Annotated in this window: 23 protein-coding genes and 2 riboswitches; of the genes, 13 read left to right on the plus strand and 10 right to left on the minus strand. The window is 43.8% G+C overall.

Features of this window, described 5'->3' with window-relative positions; translation table 11 throughout:
• Positions 1–41 precede the first annotated feature (41 nt).
• Entirely contained in the window at positions 42–425 is a 384-nt protein-coding gene (locus tag A8F94_RS04280; RefSeq protein ID WP_066196067.1) for a rhodanese-like domain-containing protein, read from the plus strand.
• A 66-nt stretch (positions 426–491) separates the two neighbouring features.
• On the opposite strand, the gene A8F94_RS04285 is transcribed toward A8F94_RS04280, so the two are convergent.
• From A8F94_RS04285 to gcvT, 4 genes are all read right to left on the minus strand, one after another.
• A complete protein-coding gene (locus A8F94_RS04285; protein WP_066196070.1) occupies positions 492–1,025 on the minus strand; it encodes a DUF7010 family protein in 534 nt (177 codons plus the stop codon).
• A 246-nt stretch (positions 1,026–1,271) separates the two neighbouring features.
• Entirely contained in the window at positions 1,272–2,732 is a 1,461-nt protein-coding gene (gene gcvPB / locus A8F94_RS04295) for an aminomethyl-transferring glycine dehydrogenase subunit GcvPB (RefSeq protein ID WP_066196076.1), read from the minus strand.
• The gene (gene gcvPA, locus A8F94_RS04300; protein WP_066196079.1) at positions 2,725–4,071 is read right to left on the minus strand and encodes an aminomethyl-transferring glycine dehydrogenase subunit GcvPA; all 1,347 of its coding nucleotides are present in this window, start codon (positions 4,069–4,071) and stop codon (positions 2,725–2,727) included. Before gcvPA ends, gcvPB begins: the two co-directional genes overlap by 8 nt.
• A 15-nt stretch (positions 4,072–4,086) precedes the next feature.
• Positions 4,087–5,193, minus strand: coding sequence for a glycine cleavage system aminomethyltransferase GcvT (gcvT, locus tag A8F94_RS04305; RefSeq protein WP_066196083.1), 1,107 nt, complete (start codon positions 5,191–5,193; stop codon positions 4,087–4,089).
• A 123-nt stretch (positions 5,194–5,316) separates the two neighbouring features.
• Positions 5,317–5,396: riboswitch (glycine riboswitch) on the minus strand.
• Between the two features lie 3 nt (positions 5,397–5,399).
• Positions 5,400–5,490, minus strand: a riboswitch (glycine riboswitch).
• Between the two features lie 216 nt (positions 5,491–5,706).
• Between gcvT and A8F94_RS04310 the strand changes: the two genes are divergently transcribed.
• On the plus strand, positions 5,707–7,395 hold the full coding sequence (locus A8F94_RS04310) for a DEAD/DEAH box helicase (RefSeq protein WP_066196086.1): 1,689 nt from the start codon (positions 5,707–5,709) through the stop codon (positions 7,393–7,395).
• On the plus strand, positions 7,373–8,164 hold the full coding sequence (locus A8F94_RS04315; protein WP_066196089.1) for a YqhG family protein: 792 nt from the start codon (positions 7,373–7,375) through the stop codon (positions 8,162–8,164). The genes A8F94_RS04310 and A8F94_RS04315 overlap by 23 nt, the downstream gene beginning before the upstream one ends.
• A gap of 133 nt (positions 8,165–8,297) precedes the next feature.
• Here the strand turns inward: A8F94_RS04315 and A8F94_RS04320 are convergent, their stop codons facing one another.
• A complete protein-coding gene (locus tag A8F94_RS04320; RefSeq protein WP_066196091.1) occupies positions 8,298–8,540 on the minus strand; it encodes a DUF2626 domain-containing protein in 243 nt (80 codons plus the stop codon).
• Positions 8,541–8,623: 83 nt separating this feature from the next.
• A complete protein-coding gene (locus A8F94_RS04325) occupies positions 8,624–9,325 on the minus strand; it encodes a helix-turn-helix transcriptional regulator (protein WP_066196093.1) in 702 nt (233 codons plus the stop codon).
• Positions 9,326–9,672: 347 nt separating this feature from the next.
• Between A8F94_RS04325 and comGA the strand changes: the two genes are divergently transcribed.
• The 9 genes from comGA (at position 9,673) to A8F94_RS04370 (ending at position 14,853) form a co-directional block, all read left to right on the plus strand.
• Positions 9,673–10,755 carry a competence type IV pilus ATPase ComGA gene (gene comGA, locus A8F94_RS04330; RefSeq protein WP_066196094.1) on the plus strand — a complete coding sequence of 361 codons (1,083 nt, stop codon included), beginning with the start codon at positions 9,673–9,675 and terminating at the stop codon, positions 10,753–10,755.
• Complete coding sequence (gene comGB, locus A8F94_RS04335; protein ID WP_066196096.1) at positions 10,745–11,776, plus strand: competence type IV pilus assembly protein ComGB; 1,032 nt, start codon at positions 10,745–10,747, stop codon at positions 11,774–11,776. The genes comGA and comGB overlap by 11 nt, the downstream gene beginning before the upstream one ends.
• An 18-nt stretch (positions 11,777–11,794) precedes the next feature.
• On the plus strand, positions 11,795–12,127 hold the full coding sequence (gene comGC, locus A8F94_RS04340) for a competence type IV pilus major pilin ComGC (protein ID WP_066196101.1): 333 nt from the start codon (positions 11,795–11,797) through the stop codon (positions 12,125–12,127).
• A gap of 23 nt (positions 12,128–12,150) precedes the next feature.
• The gene (comGD, locus tag A8F94_RS04345; RefSeq protein ID WP_077247549.1) at positions 12,151–12,564 is read left to right on the plus strand and encodes a competence type IV pilus minor pilin ComGD; all 414 of its coding nucleotides are present in this window, start codon (positions 12,151–12,153) and stop codon (positions 12,562–12,564) included.
• Entirely contained in the window at positions 12,548–12,880 is a 333-nt protein-coding gene (locus A8F94_RS04350; protein WP_066196106.1) for a hypothetical protein, read from the plus strand. The genes comGD and A8F94_RS04350 overlap by 17 nt, the downstream gene beginning before the upstream one ends.
• On the plus strand, positions 12,831–13,298 hold the full coding sequence (gene comGF, locus A8F94_RS04355) for a competence type IV pilus minor pilin ComGF (protein WP_077247550.1): 468 nt from the start codon (positions 12,831–12,833) through the stop codon (positions 13,296–13,298). Before A8F94_RS04350 ends, comGF begins: the two co-directional genes overlap by 50 nt.
• A gap of 5 nt (positions 13,299–13,303) precedes the next feature.
• Positions 13,304–13,684: a competence type IV pilus minor pilin ComGG gene (gene comGG, locus A8F94_RS04360; RefSeq protein WP_066196112.1), complete on the plus strand. Its 381-nt coding sequence runs from the start codon at positions 13,304–13,306 to the stop codon at positions 13,682–13,684.
• 13 nt (positions 13,685–13,697) lie between these two features.
• Positions 13,698–14,201, plus strand: coding sequence for a shikimate kinase (locus tag A8F94_RS04365; RefSeq protein ID WP_066196114.1), 504 nt, complete (start codon positions 13,698–13,700; stop codon positions 14,199–14,201).
• Between the two features lie 469 nt (positions 14,202–14,670).
• On the plus strand, positions 14,671–14,853 hold the full coding sequence (locus tag A8F94_RS04370; protein WP_066196117.1) for a YqzE family protein: 183 nt from the start codon (positions 14,671–14,673) through the stop codon (positions 14,851–14,853).
• A 32-nt stretch (positions 14,854–14,885) separates the two neighbouring features.
• On the opposite strand, the gene A8F94_RS04375 is transcribed toward A8F94_RS04370, so the two are convergent.
• Both A8F94_RS04375 and A8F94_RS04380 read right to left on the minus strand, forming a co-directional pair.
• Positions 14,886–15,974, minus strand: coding sequence for a class I SAM-dependent methyltransferase (locus A8F94_RS04375; RefSeq protein WP_066196120.1), 1,089 nt, complete (start codon positions 15,972–15,974; stop codon positions 14,886–14,888).
• 29 nt (positions 15,975–16,003) lie between these two features.
• Positions 16,004–16,642, minus strand: coding sequence for an MBL fold metallo-hydrolase (locus A8F94_RS04380; RefSeq protein WP_066196124.1), 639 nt, complete (start codon positions 16,640–16,642; stop codon positions 16,004–16,006).
• A gap of 162 nt (positions 16,643–16,804) precedes the next feature.
• Here A8F94_RS04380 and A8F94_RS04385 point away from each other — a divergent pair, with 162 nt between their 5' ends.
• A complete protein-coding gene (locus A8F94_RS04385; RefSeq protein WP_066196127.1) occupies positions 16,805–16,978 on the plus strand; it encodes a DUF2759 domain-containing protein in 174 nt (57 codons plus the stop codon).
• A gap of 47 nt (positions 16,979–17,025) precedes the next feature.
• Here the strand turns inward: A8F94_RS04385 and A8F94_RS04390 are convergent, their stop codons facing one another.
• A complete protein-coding gene (locus A8F94_RS04390; RefSeq protein ID WP_066196129.1) occupies positions 17,026–18,186 on the minus strand; it encodes a hypothetical protein in 1,161 nt (386 codons plus the stop codon).
• A 76-nt stretch (positions 18,187–18,262) separates the two neighbouring features.
• Positions 18,263–19,462, minus strand: coding sequence for a M14 family metallopeptidase (locus A8F94_RS04395; RefSeq protein WP_066196132.1), 1,200 nt, complete (start codon positions 19,460–19,462; stop codon positions 18,263–18,265).
• Positions 19,463–19,538 lie beyond the last annotated feature (76 nt).

Consider the following 19,538-nt stretch of genomic DNA (forward strand, 5'->3'; position numbering starts at 1 on the left):
ACATGTTGTTGCAGTATAGCTTGAAAGGGGCTCTATCTATTTTGGAAACACTATATTTCATACTCGTTTTGCTTGCTGGTTTCCTTGTCTATTCCATCGTAGCATGGCTGATCCAGCGCAGAATTGTAAAAACCGTGTCGGAAGAAGAATTCCGTGCAGGCTACCGGAAAGCCCAGCTCATTGATGTCCGTGAACCAAACGAATACAATGCTGGCCATATCCTTGGTGCCAGAAACATCCCACTTTCCCAAATGAAGACAAGGATTAAGGAAATTCGTCCTGACCAACCTGTCTATCTTTATTGCCAAAGCGGAATGAGAAGCGGCCGTGCCGCCCAGTTCCTATACAGGAGGGGCTATCGTAACCTTGTCCAGCTCCAGGGCGGCTTTAAGAAGTGGTCCGGTAAAATAAAAGCAAAGAAATAATAAAAACAAACGCACTGTTGAGTATGGTGACTCAACAGTGCGTTGTTTTTTTAAAGCGATTCTTTATTATTTAAGCTCTCTCAAGATAAATACAACACCCAGAAAATAAACAATTGATATTGCCAGTGGAACGAATATAAATGCCTGTTCTACCAGGATTGAACCAATAAGGAAAGAGGACAGACAAGTCCCTAGAGTAACAAACAAATAAGCTTTGCTTTTATAAATCCACATATAGGGAAGAAAATGCGATCCCCCCAGCAAACCAATCGTAAAGGGTAAAAATTCAGGGTTATTTTGATAAACAAGAATGAAGACAGGAATAAAGAATGCCTGCGGGGCAGCAACAATCCCACCAAGAGTAGCAACTGGATTATCTTTTGTCATAATTTCTACTTTTAACACTTTCCCCAATAACAAACCGAGAGGAAAGATAACGCCCAAGCCAAAAATCCAAACTAAATAAATCACCTTCATAGGAAAAAAAAGCGGCAAAAAAGTAAACAGCAAAAAAATGATTGATCCCGACAATAATATTGGATACCCCTTTTTCGCTCTTAGGATAATATCGGTCTGAAGATATTCTAAGGTTCTTTCCATTTACCCACTCCCTATTTACTATAAATTAGCAGTCTTAGGCACATTTTACCATAAGAATATTCAAAAATTTCGTTACTTTTAAATTTAAATACCGTTCGTTGATTTTCTTCCACAAAGGATAGCTCCATATCGCAGCAGAAAATGCCGATTTTTGCATTTTCAAACGAGCTTCGCCCTCCACTCCAATGAACATGCCTGTAAAATCTAAAAATGCCCGCACCATATACGGTACGGGCATTTCCCTATTTAGTCTTTCTTATATCTTAGAACCGGTTTCCTTGCAGCAGTCGTTTCATCGAGGCGGCCAACAACTGTTGTGTGCGGCGCTTCCTGTACGATTTCAGGATTTTCCTCGGCTTCCCTTGCAATCTGGATCATCGTGTCAATGAATCCATCCAGTGTTTCTTTGGACTCGGTTTCAGTCGGCTCGATCATGATGCACTCCTCGACATTAAGCGGGAAGTAGATGGTCGGCGGATGATAACCGAAATCTAGCAGCCTTTTGGCAATATCAAGTGTCCTGACACCAAGCTTCTTCTGCCTGCGTCCGCTAAGCACGAATTCATGCTTGCAGTGCCTGTCGAATGGCAGGTCAAAATAAGGCTCAAGCCTTCTCATCATATAATTTGCGTTCAGGACAGCATACTCGGTTACCGCCTTCAAGCCATCCGGACCCATGGAGCGGATATACGTATAAGCACGGACATTAATGCCAAAGTTTCCATAATACGGCTTGACCCGCCCGATTGATTGCGGCCTGTCATAATCGAATACATACTTGTCCTCACGTTTTGCGATGACCGGCTTTGGCAGGAACGGAATCAAATCGGCTTTTACACCTACAGGGCCTGAACCAGGGCCTCCGCCGCCGTGAGGGCCAGTGAAGGTCTTATGGAGATTCAAGTGGACTACATCGAAGCCCATGTCTCCAGGGCGTGCTTTTGAAAGTACGGCATTCAGGTTGGCTCCGTCATAATATAGCTTTCCGCCTGCCCCATGAACGATTTCAGCCATTTCAAGGATATTTTCCTCAAACAGGCCAAGAGTGTTCGGGTTGGTAAGCATGAGAGCAGCTGTGTCTTCACCAACAACTCTGCGCAAATCATCCAGGTCAACTAGCCCGTGTTCATTGGACTTTACGGTTACTGTCTCAAGCCCGGCAACTGTAGCTGAGGCAGGGTTTGTCCCGTGGGCTGAGTCCGGTACGATAACCTTCGTACGTTTGGTATCGCCATTGGCCTCGTGGAAGGCACGAATCATCATCAAGCCTGTCCATTCGCCGTGGGCGCCTGCAGCAGGCTGAAGAGTAACTTCGTCCATTCCGGTAATTTCCTTGAGATGCTGCTGTAAATCATACATCAGTTCCAGGGCACCCTGAACTGAGCTTTCATCCTGAAGCGGATGGATGTGGGCAAATCCGCTGTATCTTGCGACGTTTTCGTTAATTTTTGGATTGTATTTCATCGTACAAGACCCGAGCGGATAAAATCCTGAATCCACACCATGGTTACGCTTGGAAAGAGCGGTGTAATGGCGCATAATATCCAGTTCGGAAACTTCAGGAAGATTCGGTTCTTCTTCTCTTACATAGCCGACAGGAAGGAGGCCATTCAAATCAAGTTCAGGCACATCCATTTCCGGAAGGCTGTAGCCGATACGTCCCGGTTTGCTTACCTCGAAAATTAGCGGCTGATCCTCGTTATGCATGTATATCCCCCAATTCCTTTGCAAAAGTATCGATTTCTTCCTTCGTCCTTAGTTCAGTTACAGCGATTAACATATGGTCTTCAAGCGATTGGTAATCGCGCCCCAGGTCATAACCCCCGATAAATCCTTTTCGGAGGAGTGCCTGGTTTACTTCCTTGACCGATTTATTCAACTTAACGACAAACTCATTAAAAGATGGGCCATCCATAGCGACTTCCATTCCATTTTCACGCAAAACTTTCTTTGCATAATGAGCTTTTTGAATATTGGCTGCCGCCATTTCGCGGACACCCTTTTTGCCAAGTGCTGTCATCGCAACAGATGCCGCCAATGCATTCAGCGCCTGATTCGAGCAAATGTTGGAAGTGGCCTTATCACGGCGGATATGCTGCTCACGTGCCTGCAGGGTTAAAACAAACCCTCTGCGTCCCTGATCATCATGAGTTTGGCCGACAAGTCTTCCTGGTACCTTCCTCATAAGCTTTTCCGTTACGGCAAAATAGCCGCAGTGCGGTCCGCCGAAAGCTGCAGGTATGCCGAACGGCTGGGCATCCCCGACTACAATATCGGCACCTAACTTGCCAGGTGGTGTGAGTATTCCCAGCGCCAGTGGATTGCTGGATACAACAAACATTGATTTTTGCGCGTGGGCAATTTCTTCAATTTCTCTTAGAGATTCAATTCTTCCGAAAAAGTTCGGGTATTGGACGATAACTGCTGCAATATCTGAAGCAGCCAACTCCTTTAAAGCATTTAAATCAGTTACGCCATCTTTAGCGGGAACTTCAACAACTTCAATGTATTGGCCCTTTGCGTATGCTTTAACAACCTCGCGGGATTCCGGGTGCACAGCTTCCGAGATCAGGATTTTCTTCCTTCTCGTCTGGGCTGCACTCAGCATCGCTGCCTCCGCCAATGCAGTTCCTCCATCATACATGGAAGAGTTGGCAACATCCATCCCAGTCAATTCGCAAATCATTGATTGGAATTCAAAAATAGCCTGCAGTTCTCCCTGGGAAATTTCTGGCTGATATGGTGTATATGCCGTGTAAAATTCCGACCTGGAAAGTACATGGTCAACAATGACAGGCATGTAGTGGTCATAAACTCCTGCACCAAGGAACGATGCATGGCTTTTAAAATCTGCATTTTTTGCGGCAAGCCCGGCCAGCTCCTTCATAAGCTGAGTTTCAGACTTTGCCGGCTTGATGTTATACTCACCCTTGAAACGAACTCGTTCCGGGATATCATTGAATAACTCTTCTACGGAATCGACGCCTATTGCCTCAAGCATGTCTGTTTTATCTTGTTCTGTCATCGGTAAATAGCGGTGCTTCATCAGGATCCCCCCTACTTATTTCTTGGCCCGTTTGTAAAATGGAACGGGAATAATTTTTGCTTTCAGTTTTTTGCCACGAATTTCAACCAATACCTCTTGGCCAAGTTCTGCATTTTCTGTTTCTACCAAAACAAGGCCAATATTGCGTTTCAACGTGGGCGACTGTGTTCCGGTTGTCACCTCGCCTATTTTGGAATCTCCTGAGAACACAGGATAGCCATGGCGCGGAATGCCCCGGTCAATCATTTCAATCCCAATAAGTTTCCTTGGGATGCCATTTTCCTTTTGTACTTTCAAAGCTTCTTTTCCGATAAAGTCACTTTCCTTATTCAGCTTGACCGCAAAGCCTATTCCTGCTTCCAATGGGGAAATTTCGGAAGAAAGCTCCTGTCCATAAAGGGCAAGGCCAGCTTCGAAACGAAGTGTATCGCGGGCCCCAAGGCCGCATGGAAGAACCCCTTCTTCCTGCCCGGCCTCCAGGATTTCTTTCCAAAGCTTGATAGCATCCTGTGGGTCACAATAGATTTCAAAGCCATCTTCACCGGTATAGCCTGTCCGCGATACTAAAGCTTTTGTCCCGTTCAGTTCCACCCCTTCCTTAAACTTGAAAAAGCCGATTTCAGAAAGGTTGTCATGGCTTGCAAGTTTTTGGAGGACTTGTCCTGCCAAAGGACCTTGAAGTGCTAGCAGGGCGAATCTGTCTGAAAGGTTTTCAATCGTCACATTTCCTTCCAGATGGTCCTCAAGCCAGCTGTAATCCTTTTCAATATTAGAAGCGTTCACCACAAGCAAATAGTGGTCCATCCCCTTTTTATAGATGAGCAGGTCATCGATTGTCCCGCCATTTTCATAGCACATGGCCGTGTACTGTGCCGCTCCGTCCACAATTTTTGAAACATCATTGGTCATCATTTTTTGCAAATAGGAAAGACTGTCCGCGCCTTTGACCTCAATTTCCCCCATATGGGAAACGTCGAATAGGCCCGCTTTTGTTCTGACTGCCTCGTGCTCTTCTTTAATGCCGGAAAATTGGACAGGCAATTCCCAACCGCCAAAGTCAATCGTCTTTCCGCCATACTCCTTATACGTCTCGAACAAAGGCGTACGCTTAAGCTCAGTCATGAATAAATCCCCCTTTACATATCATAGTTTCGCTTATACTCCAGCCAGCATTACTCATTGGACCATTCATCTATTTTTGGCCATAAAAAAGGACAGATTCCTCCCTTGGTATAAACAGGAGGTCTCTGTCCTTGCACCTGAAAGTTTACCTGAACCAGGCTTTCCCCTTTGGTGGCTTCACCTATGTAAAGCGCTCTCCAGAGCCGCGTCCAACAAGAGTTCTTTTGCCTGAGAGATTCGCAAATTCCTTGCTTGCTCCTTCGGCGCTACGTGTGTAGTCTCTCCCCTTGTTATCATCCGCCATTATAATATTTTCAAAACAGGCCATACTAAGAAGCAATGGAAATACGCCAATGTTGAACCGGAGATTATTGCAATTTTTGAAACTTTCAAGACTACCTTCATCCTACCATTAAACCATTTGGCAGGGCAATCGTTTTATAGCTGCCTGGACAACTTTGGGGCAGGCGAAACATACGGGTATGAACACTTTTTGAAAGGGGGCGTTGGCACATGTCGGTAAAGATTGAATTCGATACAAGCTGGCAGGAGGATTTTCTGCAAAGAATCGATAACGATGGCCCATGGGGCAATTGGGATCTTTTCAAGTTAGCCGCAGGTACATCACGTTATTTGGCCATCCCTGAGTTTGAAGGACTGCAGGCGCCCAAATACCTTCCTGATCTGACAATCCTTCCCCATCAATTAGAAGCTGCGAGACAGGTCGTTGAAAATATGAATGGCAAGGCGATCCTGGCCGATGAAGTCGGGCTTGGAAAAACAATCGAAGCAGGTTTAATTCTGAAGGAATACATGATTAGAGGGCTGGTTAAAAAGGTTTTAATTCTCGTTCCAGCTTCCTTGGTTACACAGTGGGCAATGGAACTTAATTCGAAGTTTTATATTCCCGCAGTCACACAGAAGAAGTCATATGTGTGGGAACAATGCGATATCGTAGTTTCTTCCATTGATACAGCAAAACGAAGCCCGCACCGGGAACTCGTCTATAAACAGGATTACGACCTTGTCATTATTGACGAGGCACATAAGCTTAAAAATAACAAAACGAAAAACTATGAATTTGTCCAGAGCTTAAAAAAGAAATTCTGCCTGCTTCTAACAGCCACACCGATCCAAAATAAAATCGACGAGATTTTCAATCTTGTTTCCCTTCTTAAACCCGGCCATCTTGGCAATGAATCTGCTTTCTATGATCAATATAAAAAGGACTCCCGTTCCTTAAATGACGATGCCAGCCTGAAGGAACTTGTCAATAAGGTGATGATCCGCAACCGCCGCGGGGATACCGGAATCGAGTGGACAAAAAGGCATGTCGAAACAATGCCAATTGAGTTTTCTGAAACAGAACGAACACTTTATGATGCGATTTCAAGCCTTCGCAGCGCAGGTGACTGGGCACAGTCAAGTGCTTTCTCGGTTATGACACTGCAGCGGGAAGCTTGCAGCAGCCGGGAAGCCGTTTATTATACATTAAAAAACATGCTGTTCAAAAAGGAGAATCCTTCTTCTGAATACACGGCAAAAATACAGGAATTGATAGAAAAGGTTAATCAGGTTGAGAGAAATTCCAAGGCAGAAAAGGCACTGGAGCTCATTCAAAAAATTAATGACAAGGTGATTATTTTTACAGAATATCGGGCAACCCAGCTTTATCTCCAATGGTATCTTCAGCAGCACGGTATCAGTTCTGTTCCATTCCGGGGAGGATTTAAACGCGGGAAAAAGGATTGGATGCGTGAGTTATTCGAGCATCGAGCCCAGGTTTTGATTGCCACCGAGGCAGGCGGTGAGGGAATCAATTTACAATTTTGCAGCCATATCATTAATTTCGATCTGCCATGGAACCCAATGCGTCTAGAGCAACGGATCGGACGAATTCACCGGCTTGGCCAGGAAAAGGATGTACGGATTTATAATTTAGCGGTCAAAGATACGATGGAGGAACATGTCCTCAAGCTTCTTTATGAGAAAATCAATCTGTTTGAAAAGGTTATAGGTGAGCTGGATGACATTCTTGTTCGGTTGGAGCTGGGCAATATTGAGGAGCACCTGGCCGATATTTTCGGGCACTCGGCTACCGAAGGCGAAATGAAAATCAAAATGGAAAATCTGGCCTCAATGATCGAGTTTGCCAAAGGCCATACAAAGGGGGAACAGCATGCAGCAGCAGGACATTCATGAATTTCTTGAAGAGTATTTCCGCTCAAACGACTGTGAAGTTCTTGACAGGTCACCAGGTCATATGACCGTGCAATTGACAGTCGAAATCGACAAGGAATTAATGAACCGGCCATTTTATTGGCATTATCTTGAGAAAACAGGCGGAATTCCCAACCCGATGTCCATTACACTTATTACCGATCCTGCAAAAGCACCAGAGGGGCTGAAAGGAGAGCAAATCCACTTCGGCTCACCAAGGCTGCACCAACTATTTGAATCAGCCCGGAGCCTTGCCAGATATACCAGGCTTTATCATTCCCACCAGGCGGGAAACCAGACACCTTTATTCCCATGGCTGTGCATGAATGTCAAGGTTTCTTACCAATGCGACAGGAAAAGAGATGTATTTAAATCAATCGGCTTGCACTTGATCAATGGCAGAATGGTTGAGGAATTTCACGAAAAGCTTTTATCAATACCACTGACACCAAAAATACCGGATTATTCATATACACTTTCACCTTTAGTTATGCCGAAAAGCGGCTTTATCCGTATCGAAAATTATTTAAAAACGCGAATTGAGTCAGAGGACCATAGCTGGGCAGATGCTGCAATCAAGAGATGGGAAAAGGATCAGCGCCTGCTTGATCATTTCTATGAGGATGTGGATAAAGACAGGGAAGAAAGCTACCTTGTTGAGAAAAAAGCACTGCAGGAGCAATACGAACCAAAGGTTTCAATTTCACTGGTTAATGGAGGGTTATTCTACCTTAAAGAGGATGCTGTCTAGTATTAGTTTATTTCTCTGTTAATTTAACACAGGAACAGGCAGGGGCTCACACCTAAATCCGTAAGCCTATCAACGGAACCACAAAACAAACCGCCGGGAAAGTATCCCGGCGGTTTGTGGCGAATAGTCGAAATCAATGTCCTCCGCCTAACGGCATCATAAAGGTGGTCCAGTAGGTGAAACCCGCAAAGAAAACTGTCAAATACGCACCAAAAACATACATATACATGCGTTCAGATAATTTAAGATAACTCAAGAGAACAAAGAATCCTGTCTGAGCCAGGAACAGCAGAGCTGTTTTATTCATATCCCCCACATAAAACATCACTGTAAAAATTCCTGTCCAGAAACCAAGTACCCTGTACATCCGCTCCATATGTATCCCTCCCTTTTACCCGCAATACCATCGTACAATATTATAAAGTAAAAGAGAGACAAATGTAAACTATTGACCTTCAGTTAATTGGTTACGAGTGCCTGGTAGGAACAAGTATCGCACCCAGATGCCATGTTATGGCTCTCAACCAGTTCCACAGAATCAAACAACCCCTCAAACATACCGATAAGAAATTCATGATGCATGCTGCATACCGTTTCGGAATGGTCGCGGGCTACTTCCTTGAATGGGCAATTAAAGATTTGGAAATAAATCTTTGTCTGGTCCCCATTCACATCAATTTCAGGATAGAAACCAGCAAGAGTGGCAGCACTTTTTAGGACTGACAGTTTTTCTTCAAAAGACATCTCATGGCCTGACTGCTGCTTTTTGGACAGTTCCTGTTCAATCACTTCCATGCCGAACCGTTTGCCGGTGATATAAAGGGCTTTTTTCCCTTCTTCACCAAGCAGCATCATTGTCTGGATCGCTACTTTCGAAAGAAGCATATAATCCCTGAATGGGAAGTGAAGCTGAATGACATCATCGGAAAGCCGATAAAGCCTGCTCGGCCTGCCGCCTTTTCCAGTTTTCTTTGTTTCAGAAGCGAGCATATTGACATCCTCAAGCTTTGACAAATGCAGACGTGCAACATTTGGATGAATATTGAAATTATCTGCAACTTCCTGAACCGTAACTTCCTGGTGGCGTTTGGTAATGTATTGATAAATGTAATACCTGGTTGGATCGGACAGCACATTTGTAATTTTTAACGTTTGCTCCATCATGGTTCACCTCGGACCCCTTCAATTTAATCCAATTATAATATAGCTAATTCATGATGGGAATGAGGTTAACAATGTTAACACCATATGTTTGGAAAGTGTTCACAATTAGGCGGTTGTCTATCATTAAAACTTATACATTAATTCCACTCATCTTATACAAGGTTTTTGTCAAACACTAATTTCTTGAACAATTTTTCTATTTTCACCTCTAAAATCATAATTACCTTTCACAGGTGACGACGTTATAGAAACGACTACACCCGGTGTGTTAACAAAATATTCACATTTAAACACCTGTCGAAAAATAGCATTCTATGGAAACTTATGTATAATGAAGAGGAAAGGTGGTGTTAACGATTTCAAGTATCATTCAAGCCCTTGCTGAACGAATTATTGCCGATGCAGTAAGGCAACAGGCAACGGACATACACATTCTCCCACGGAAGGCAGATACCCTTGTCCAGCTCCGCATCACAAACAGCCTTATTCCCCGAATGACTCTCCCAATAGACCAATGCGATAAGCTGATCTCTCATTTTAAATTTACCGCTCATATGGATATTGGAGAAAAAAGAAAACCGCAAAGCGGTTCCGTCATTTTCAGCATTGATGGCAGAACATATGGCCTAAGGCTGTCGACGTTGCCTTCGAATAACAGGGAAAGCATGGTCATCAGGCTCCTGCCCCAACATGAAGCATTTTCCTTCAGGCACCTCTCCCTATTTCCCAGTATGTCACTGAAGCTGTTCAATCTCCTGAAAGCCGCCAATGGGATGATTATCCTTACAGGTCCAACCGGATCCGGAAAAACCACAACCTTGTATTCCCTTCTAAATGAAACTGCCAAACGGCAGCAGCGCAGTATCATCACTCTTGAAGATCCAATCGAAAAGGAATGTTCAACCGTCCTGCAGGTTCAGGTAAACGAAAAGGCTGGCGTCACCTATGCAGCTGGACTAAGAGCCATTTTGCGGCACGATCCAGACATCATTATGGTCGGTGAAATCCGGGACAGTGAAACAGCAAAAGTAGCAATTCGGGCGGCACTTACGGGACATCTGGTGTTAAGTACGATGCACACACGGGATGCGCCGGGCGCTATTTTCAGATTGAAGGAGTTTGGAGTGAATCAGCTTGAAATTGAGCAAACTTTACTCGCGGTTACAGCCCAGCGTATAGTCGAACTCGTATGCCCTTTTTGCGGAGAAAATTGTTCCCCGTACTGCCCCTCGGTGAATGGCCGAAAAAGGGCAAGCATATTTGAATTATTGTCAGGAAAAAGCCTTGGGGAAGCAATTAAGGTATCCAAGGGCGACAGTGTACGGCCGGAATACAAAACTTTAGCCTACTTTATTAAAAAAGGGATTGCACTTGGCTATATTAAAAAGTGTGAATATGAAAGGCTGATATATTCTGATGAAGAGTAATAAGTGGCCGCTGAAGGAGCAGGCGGAATTCCTGAAAGAAATGGGAGAGCTGCTTCAGCGGGGCTACCACATGTCTGAAGCAATCGAGTCAATCTCCCTGCACTTGCCTTCAAAAAGAAAGCTTGAACTTTCTGCCTGTTTGCAGGATTTGAAGAATGGGACACCCTTCCATGACGTTATTGAAGGTCTGGGCTTTAACAAGGATTTATCAGGTTACGTCTATTTTGCTGAACAGCATGGGAACTTTGAGCAGGCAATTCTTGAAGGCAGCACAGTACTATTGAACAGGGATATGGATTCAAGAAAACTAAGAAGCCTTTTGTATTATCCCGCCCTGCTTCTTATTGCCACCATACTCCTGTTTACGTTTGTCCAGCAATCACTTCTGCCCAGGTTTACAGTAATGTTCCATTCGATGGGGCTAGAGGAGCACGGCTTCACTGCAGGGGTCATCCGGTTTGGCCAACTTTTGCCTTTGTTCTCATTGATTCTAGCCTTCCTGTTAACAGTCTTGGCATGTCTCTACCAATTTTGGTACAGAAGCCTGCCTGCCTTAACCCAAAGACGTTTCCTCATGAAGGTTCCACTGGCAGGGCAAACCTTCAGGCTGATCCACACCCACTATTTTTCCATCCAATTAAGCTACCTGCTTTCAGGAGGATTATCATTTCTGGAAGCCCTTACTTTTTTTGAAAACCATAAAAAACAAGATTTTTATAGTGAAATAGCCAGGCATATAAAATCCGGGCTTATAGCCGGAGAGTCACTCGAGGCTATCCTTCCCTCTCTCCCTTTCTTTGAGAATGGTTTTTCTTCAACTGTCCGGCATGGACAGAAAAATGGAAGGCTCCCAGAAGAGCTGCGTTTTTATAGCAAGAACTGCCTCTCCATACTTGAAAAGAAAGTAAAGGTACTAATCAAGGTTATTCAGCCTTCGATTTTTTTAATCATTGCTGTTTTAGTCATTTCTATCTATCTGGCAATTTTGCTTCCAATGTTTCATATGCTCAGTGCCATTTAATTTAAGGAGGAATACTAGATGAAAAAAATTAAAAACGAAAACGGTTTTACCCTGATTGAAATGATGATTGTCATGCTTGTCATATCTGTTTTATTGGCTATCACGATTCCCAATTTGACTAGTCGCAATGAGGCAATCAATAAAAAAGGCTGCGGCGCACTTGTAAAAGTTGTCGAAGCTCAGGTCCAGGCCTACCAACTTGAAAGAGGTGCGTATCCTCAGGATTTAAATACGTTAATCCAAGCCAAATACTTGAACCCCGAAGCCGGTGTCTGCCCTGGAGGCAAAAAACAGATCATTGTAAATTCAGATGGTACAGTTAGTGAAGTCGCTATTTCCACTGTCCAATGATTAGAAACCAAGCGGGCTTTACAATGGCCGAAGCCTTAATCTCCCTCGCCGGCTTCATCATGATTATTTCCCTGTGTGTCTCGCTTATGAAACCATTGCATTCCGCTTCGGAAAGACAGCATTTCTTCTCACTTCTAAAAGCAGACTTATATTACACCCAGTTGTATGCAATCTCACATCAGCGGGATCAAAACTTTATCATCATGGGAGAAAAAAACCTTTACTATGTTGATAACACATATGTTGTAAATTTATTGATAAAACGTATTTATCCAGCCGCTTTTCAGATAACCCCCGGGACCATGCCTCTTAATTTTAAGTTTCTTCCTGATGGAAATGTGAACCGCTTTGGGACAATCCTGGTCCGTAAAGACGGGCGTTATTACCGGCTTGTTTTTCAACTTGGAAAGGGGCGGTTTTATGTTGCGGAAGGGTGACGGTTTCTTCCTTTCAGACTTATTGCTTTCCCTCTCTGCATTGTCAATTGCAGCAATGTTCCTCATTCCATCAACGGTTTTTCTTTGGAAGCAAAGCGCCAAAGCAACACTATCCAAAAACGCAACCAAGATACTATTCAACGAGCTATCTGCTTATGCTTCAGAAGATAAATACCCGATTGACCGTTTTGTTAGAGCAAACGGGAATCAATTTAAAGTATCTATACAAACGAGAATCGGTGGAAGCAAGGAGGTATGTGTAGGCGATGCAAATCCAACACCACAGTTTCAGGAAGTATGCCAAAAAATTGAATAATAAAGGATTGATCATGAGCGAGATGCTTCTCTCGCTCGCCTGCCTGTCCATAATCGCTTTCCTGTTAGCTCCTGCCATATCGGTTTTGGAAAGCGGCAAATCACATACAAGCCGCAAATTGCAAGAAATGGAATGGGAGATTTTTTACACTCAAGCGAAAAATGAGCTTCTTTCTGCAGCCTCAATCCAAGTACTTTCCGGCAAGCTTGTTTTTAAGCTGGAAAAAGATACAGTGATGTACGAGAAATACGGAAATACCATTAGGCGGCGGGTCAATCTTACAGGGCATGAAATCCTGCTTCAAAATATTGATACAGTCGCCTTCAAACGAGAAGGCCAGCAAATTATTATGCAAACCACGGATTTCGAGGGAAACCTTTACGAAGGAATCATTTATTCGATTATCCCCTGGGAGTAACAAGTATGAGACTATACCAAAAAGGCTTCACCTATCCAGTGACTCTTTCCATTTTATTGTCGATGTGCCTATTCTTAATCATGACAGCGGAAATTCTTTTAATCGAGAAAAAAGTGGCAATCGAGTTGGCTGCAATACAGCAACAGGATTATTACTTCCTGACAGCATTAAAGAAAACTGAGCGAGAGTTCCAAAGCAAAGGAATTATAACGGCTGGTGAATATATTTTTGATAAGGGAACTGTTACATATACCGTTTCACCAGCCACTAATGGCCAGCATTTGGTTACATTCATTGTTTTGTTGACTGAAGGCACCCCCATTCAGGCTCAAAGTTATTATAATATCAATCAAAAAAAGATGGTAAAATGGTTCAAGAACAAATGAATGGAGATATTCTATGAAAACTATTTTTTTGATTGGTTTTATGGGCAGCGGCAAGTCAACTGTCGGAAAAATCCTTGCCGAAAAACTGGGCATTCGCTTTGTTGATATGGATGAAGAAATAGAACGTACTGCAAGGAAAAGCATATCGGCAATCTTTCAAGAAGAGGGAGAAGAAAGCTTCAGGGACTTGGAGACTGCCCTCTTAACAAGTTTTCCCGGTTCGGAGCTTGTTGTCGCAACTGGCGGAGGTGCTGTCCTTCGTGAGGTTAATCGCGGGCTATTAAAGCAGTCTGGTCTGGTTATTTATTTGAAAGCGAGTGCGGAGGAGATATCAAAAAGATTGGTTGAAGATGAGACCCGTCCGCTATTGAAAGGCGATAAAAAGAAGGAAATAGCAAAAAGACTCAATAATCGTCTTCCATTATACACGGCCATTTCAGACTTGACCGTCATGACTGATGAAAAAAGTCCGGAGACAATTGCTGAAGAAATCGCAGCCAGGTTAAAAGAGGCTTAAATCGGACATACTTGTAGCACCGAAACAAAAGCGCAAGCGCCTTCGTGACAGGCAAAGAACGCCTGTCCCTGCGATGATTATTCTAGGGAGCTTTCCTTAGTGGTTATCGCCGTACAAACTGGAGGGGCTTCGACTGAGATAAAATGAACCTTCCATCAGCGCTTTTGGCTGATGGTTAGGTGAATGAATCGGACCTTTAGGGACAGTTGCCGACGAAGGAGGCCTACTGTGCCTTAAGGTGGGGCAAAGGAATCACGAAGAGCGAAGCTACTACCTGCTTCACATCATGAAGAAGCATCTTCGAAAAAGCTACGTGGGCTTTGCGACGAGCTGAAGGTATGCTTCCCTGAATATGCTATGGCGCAGGAGCACCTGAGCGATTCGATGATGACTTATCGTAGGGAGGAGCCCTGAAGTTTGATAGGTGATAGGCGCTGGAGCTAGACGTTAACGAAAGCAGGTGTGTCGATTGAAAACAAATGACTATGTGAAATATATGACTCAAACCTTCGTAAAGTACTATGACCAGCCTCGCGAAGAGCGAAAGCGGCTCCGCGCGGCCAGGAAAGAAGAAAAAGCTGCCTTCTGGTACCGCTGGTTTGGAATACTTCCGTATTTAGTCTATTTAAGAATCAAAAAAAAGGAGCAATAAGAGCGTAAACAACGCTAGTATTGCTCCTTTCCTTATTCAAAGAGGCCAGCGGTGCCAATCTCGGTTGCCTTCTGCTGGATGATGACGTGAAACGAAGCACTCATGCCCGATGGGAGAACAAGGCTTCGAATTGCGCGGTTCCGCCGGCTTCGTTCCGAGAAAGGGTCAGGATCATAGTGTTCCTCCAACTCTTTCAGAATCCCGGCCGCAATCAAAAATTCATCCTGGCGCATAAGCGATGCCAGCCCGAGCCCGTGCCTTTGCCCTGCCTCGATAAGCCCGTCCAGATGAATGTGGGTGGTGATATCCATGCTTCCCGGATCCTGCAAAACATCGTCATACATTCTATGTGCTTTGTATCCCCGAAGACTCCCACGCCTTCGGGCAGGACTCTGCCATTCTTCATTTGTATAGCCATAATCAACCGTTACGACAAGTCCTTTTTCAAGGGATTCAGATATATCTCTAACCATGCTCTCCATTGCGAGGGGGACTTCTATCCTCTGCCCCTCTGCCAGGGACAGTCCACTTCGTTCCAAATAGGAGGCGATATTCGATTCGGTTAGCGGCACTGGCTGTTCATAAAACCTGCCTTCTTTCAATCCTATTTTCACTTCAAAGAGTTGTCCGCGTTGTTTTTCAACCACATGGACAGGGAGGGCATCAAATAATTCATTGGAGAAAATAAGGCCATTTTGAATCCGGATTCCTGCAAGAGTTTCATGCTGCGAAAAGCCCGGAAAGCCAGAGAGCAATTCTGCCTGCAGCTTCCTGTGATAAGGGCTCGTTTCAACAATTGCGTATTGTAAATCGGTATCCGAATGCAAACGCCATTCGTCAAGGAATGCCTTGGCAAATCTGCCGTTCCCTCCCCCAATCTCACATACTTCTGGAGCCAGTTTGTATCTCGTTGCAAGGTGCAAGTACCACTTTGCAAGTGTACGTCCATATATATCAGAAATATTGCTTGTTGTAATGAAATCCCCCGAGCGGCCTATCTTTTCTCCTTCTCGCATGTAATAGCCATTCTCAGGAAAATAGAGGGCCATTTCAATGAATTCGGCATAAGTAATTAGCCTTCCGGGGGCATTGTTTATTTTTTGTTCCAGCTGCGATAGCATTCCAATCACTCTCACCTATACTTTAGCAATCATATGCCGAATCCATTCAGAAATGGGTTGGAGTCCATTTCATCGCCAATTGTCGTTGCAGGGCCATGGCCAGGCAGGACAATTGTTTCCTCAGGCAATGTTAGAAGTTTCGTATGTATACTGTTTAACAGCTCTTTGGAATTCCCCCCCGGAAGGTCTGTTCTTCCAATGCTTCCCATAAAAAGCGAGTCTCCAGCAACAACAAGCCCGTCATCAGGAAAATAGAAAGAAACACCTCCAGGTGAGTGGCCAGGTGTCTCGTATAGTGTAAAGTGAAACCCGGCAATCTCCATTTCCCCTTCCCCTTTGAATAGATGGTCCGCATCCTTTACCTTAACAGGTTCTACAGGGAAAAAGGCTGAACCGTTCAAAGCTGGATCTCCCAGCCACTTTTCTTCCTTTTTGTGCAGGTAAACAGGAATTTTATAATGATCTCTAACCGTATCAACTGCCCCAATATGGTCAAAATGGGCATGGGTCAAAATGACGGCAAGAGGAGTAAGCTTTTTTTCAGTAATAACCCTAATCAGTTTTTTGGCCTCATCGCCAGGGTCAACAATCAGGCATGTACCGTCATTGCGGTGAAGAATATAACAATTTGCTTGAATCCCTCCAAGCGGGAGCGGAAACCACTTCATGGCAAAGCCTCCAGTCTAGATGATTGATAGCCTTATTGTACACTATAATGCTCGACAAATCAGATAAAAACCTATAGAATAAAAATCGAATGAAAACGGTTATTTTTTTACATATTTAAACGGGCTTCTCGCCCGCCGTTACGGTACAAAGGGGGCTATTGTATGGGACTAATGATCATTTTCACGCTTGTTGCACTTTTGGCAGGGTATTCAACTTTTACTGCGCTCAAAAATAAGAACTTTCTTGGTGTCGGTTTTGCGTTCCTGACTTTTCTTGTTTTTGGTTGGTTCACATTCATGACTGTCTGGAAAGACGGATACCCTTCCGGCCTCTAAGAAAATTGGAAGGAAAAGGCTGCCTTGCATTCCGCAAAGGCAGCCTTTTAATTTTGTCCTGATTCCTCAATGAGATTTATTACTTTTTTTGTACGGGGATCGATGAGGCGTTCTAACCGATAGCCATATAGTATCGTTTTGCCATCCGGAGAGTAAACGATTGGCTGGTTGTCAACCCCTTCAAGAATTACTTCCCTGCTCCCCCCTATCTCATAAGAGGCAAGCGTAAATCCTTCTGTATAGGCATCAGCCTCTCCACTTCTTATCGGTTCAAATACTGCAAACGTTTCTGAACCCGGACTATAAGCCTGAAAAGGAACGAGCCAATCTGAAAATTTTGTTAGATGGGGAACCACAAATGATCCCAATTCTTTTAATTGTGGAGTATAAAACGTATATACGGCCTGGTCCTCGTTAAGCTTATCACGGCTGATTGAAACAAGTAGATTTTCATATGCCTCGATATGATAATATTGCTCATCCAGGCTCGATGTGATATCGCCTTTAAGATCCTTGATGACCAGTGGAGCAAAAAACGATGGTGTGTTTTCATCCCATTTCAAGTATGCAACCAATTCTTTACCTGCCCATTTTGCAAACGGGTCTGGCAGATCCAGTTCATCTACATGGTTCTCGTTTGTATCCATTTGATAGCTGCTATATGTCCAATCCTCATTAAATGCAATTATTAAGGCAAGATCCTCAACATACGGATTCCATTCTGCGCGAAGTTCAGCTGAAGGGAAGGATTGGGTCATCAATTCATTTCCTTCCAAATCGTAAATGGATACAATCGCTTCAAATGATGAGGGCGAAGTATGAACAAGAATTTTTTTCATGTCAGGACTTACAGCTGCTGTAACAATAGGCGTATTACTGGAGAGAATTAACCTGCTTTCACCAGTCCCTAATGAATAGGAATATAAATTCGAACCCGAGGCTAAATTGGAAGCATAAATTAATTCTGATTCATTTAACCAGCCGAATGTTTTAAAAAATTCCCCTTCCGGCACTTGTATTGGCAGCCTCCAGTTACTTGCTCCCCCATTCTCCTCTTCTGTTTGTTCACTTGGCTCATCGGACTGTAATGGAGGCATGACCTTCAAAGCTTCTGGTTTTGTGCATGCTGTCAGGAAAAGGAATACAAGGCAAATGAACAGGGCCTTTGCTGCAGTAAAAGTGGAACGCCTAAATCTATATAGCCCCATTCCTTTCCCTCCTTTAAAGTCGATATCATAATAGACGTTTGACATTGTCGTTAGTTTCAATATATATGCAATTTGATTAATTTTTTTTCAATCCGACTACTGAAAAAAATAGGCTTGATACCGACTGGAAAATGGAATCATAGTGTGAAAGAGGAAGCGGGTTTATTCCTTTTCCCACCTCTATTGTGAATCCAGGCTTTTGGAACTCTTCGATAAACCAATCTTTAAAGCCCGCATGGCTGTCTATCGTCCTGACTGGCCTGTAGCCACTCATGGCTCCCATCATACCCGCAAGCTTACCGGCCTCCTCTGGTTCCCGGTTATTATAACCCCAATAAAATTCTTCACCCTGCGAATGAAACGCAAAGACCATATCAAATTCCCTTGATCTTGCCAATTCTGCCATTACTATTGCTTCGGGTTCTGTTAAGGGAGCCTCACCTGGAAAATCACGCGATGATGGTGATTTTGGCTCCTTTCGTTCCTTTTCAATAGCCCAATTGGCAGGGAATTGATTATTCAAATCTACCCCTCTGATATTCGCTTTCCATCCAGTAAAATCTGTCCTCCCATCATTTATCTGTACGATATCAAGTTCGCAGCCTAGGGGAGGGCCTTGCAAAACCAAATCAACACCATCAGGATTTACCATAGGTACAATCGAAAGTTCATTGTCCATATATGCATGTGCAAAGTCCCAACCGGACAATCCATTGGTTAGCCCCAATAAATAATGGTTTGCCAAATCCATGAGGATCGCCGATGTAATCCATTCATTTGCATGAAAAGAAGCATTAAAATGAATTTTTCGTTTCCCGCTCCCAATTATTAGTTCGTATATGGGCTTGCGAAGAACACTTCTCCCAATTATCCTAACTTTAACAAATGGATAGGCCTTTTTTAATATCTCTATATCCTGCTCAAGCACCTTTGAATGATATGGCATCTTGCATGGTATGATAGGAGAGGTGATTCTCAACGGATGCCATATCAATTGTCCTTCTCTCAAATCTTCATCTGGCTTTAGGTTATTAATCCTTGTGATAACTGTGAGAGGGACATTCCAATCCTGCTCAAGTTTCCTAAGATTATCTCCCTTTTGAACATGATAAGGAAGAGTACAAAGGCCCGGAATAGCGATGCGATTGGTTTTTTTAGAGGGCAACTCTTCACAAGGAATTTGAGGATCAGAGACAGTCTCGAGCAAGTCCACAGGAATGTTAAAAAGCTTACCAATAGATTCTTTTGTCTCACCAGGCTCCAAAAATATCTTCATCCCAGCTACTCCTTTCATCAACTTTTATAAATGTATGAATCCCGCTGATAAAAAAGAAATAACAAAAGGCCCCTAA

Origin of the sequence: Bacillus sp. FJAT-27225, from assembly GCF_001685025.1 — a bacterium.
Taxonomy (GTDB): domain Bacteria; phylum Bacillota; class Bacilli; order Bacillales; family Cytobacillaceae; genus Bacillus_D.

Bases quoted from the DNA above. Each gene is read 5' to 3' on its own strand.
- A8F94_RS04285 (WP_066196070.1), bottom strand. From the start codon at position 1,025: ATGGAAAGAACCTTAGAATATCTTCAGACCGATATTATCCTAAGAGCG.
- gcvPB (WP_066196076.1), bottom strand. From the start codon at position 2,732: ATGCATAACGAGGATCAGCCGCTAATTTTCGAGGTAAGCAAACCGGGA.
- gcvPA (WP_066196079.1), bottom strand. From the start codon at position 4,071: ATGAAGCACCGCTATTTACCGATGACAGAACAAGATAAAACAGACATG.
- gcvT (WP_066196083.1), bottom strand. From the start codon at position 5,193: ATGACTGAGCTTAAGCGTACGCCTTTGTTCGAGACGTATAAGGAGTAT.
- A8F94_RS04310 (WP_066196086.1), top strand. From the start codon at position 5,707: ATGTCGGTAAAGATTGAATTCGATACAAGCTGGCAGGAGGATTTTCTG.
- A8F94_RS04315 (WP_066196089.1), top strand. From the start codon at position 7,373: ATGCAGCAGCAGGACATTCATGAATTTCTTGAAGAGTATTTCCGCTCA.
- A8F94_RS04320 (WP_066196091.1), bottom strand. From the start codon at position 8,540: ATGGAGCGGATGTACAGGGTACTTGGTTTCTGGACAGGAATTTTTACA.
- A8F94_RS04325 (WP_066196093.1), bottom strand. From the start codon at position 9,325: ATGGAGCAAACGTTAAAAATTACAAATGTGCTGTCCGATCCAACCAGG.
- comGB (WP_066196096.1), top strand. From the start codon at position 10,745: ATGAAGAGTAATAAGTGGCCGCTGAAGGAGCAGGCGGAATTCCTGAAA.
- comGC (WP_066196101.1), top strand. From the start codon at position 11,795: ATGAAAAAAATTAAAAACGAAAACGGTTTTACCCTGATTGAAATGATG.
- comGD (WP_077247549.1), top strand. From the start codon at position 12,151: ATGGCCGAAGCCTTAATCTCCCTCGCCGGCTTCATCATGATTATTTCC.
- A8F94_RS04350 (WP_066196106.1), top strand. From the start codon at position 12,548: ATGTTGCGGAAGGGTGACGGTTTCTTCCTTTCAGACTTATTGCTTTCC.
- comGF (WP_077247550.1), top strand. From the start codon at position 12,831: ATGCAAATCCAACACCACAGTTTCAGGAAGTATGCCAAAAAATTGAAT.
- comGG (WP_066196112.1), top strand. From the start codon at position 13,304: ATGAGACTATACCAAAAAGGCTTCACCTATCCAGTGACTCTTTCCATT.
- A8F94_RS04365 (WP_066196114.1), top strand. From the start codon at position 13,698: ATGAAAACTATTTTTTTGATTGGTTTTATGGGCAGCGGCAAGTCAACT.
- A8F94_RS04375 (WP_066196120.1), bottom strand. From the start codon at position 15,974: ATGCTATCGCAGCTGGAACAAAAAATAAACAATGCCCCCGGAAGGCTA.
- A8F94_RS04380 (WP_066196124.1), bottom strand. From the start codon at position 16,642: ATGAAGTGGTTTCCGCTCCCGCTTGGAGGGATTCAAGCAAATTGTTAT.
- A8F94_RS04385 (WP_066196127.1), top strand. From the start codon at position 16,805: ATGGGACTAATGATCATTTTCACGCTTGTTGCACTTTTGGCAGGGTAT.
- A8F94_RS04390 (WP_066196129.1), bottom strand. From the start codon at position 18,186: ATGGGGCTATATAGATTTAGGCGTTCCACTTTTACTGCAGCAAAGGCC.
- A8F94_RS04395 (WP_066196132.1), bottom strand. From the start codon at position 19,462: ATGAAGATATTTTTGGAGCCTGGTGAGACAAAAGAATCTATTGGTAAG.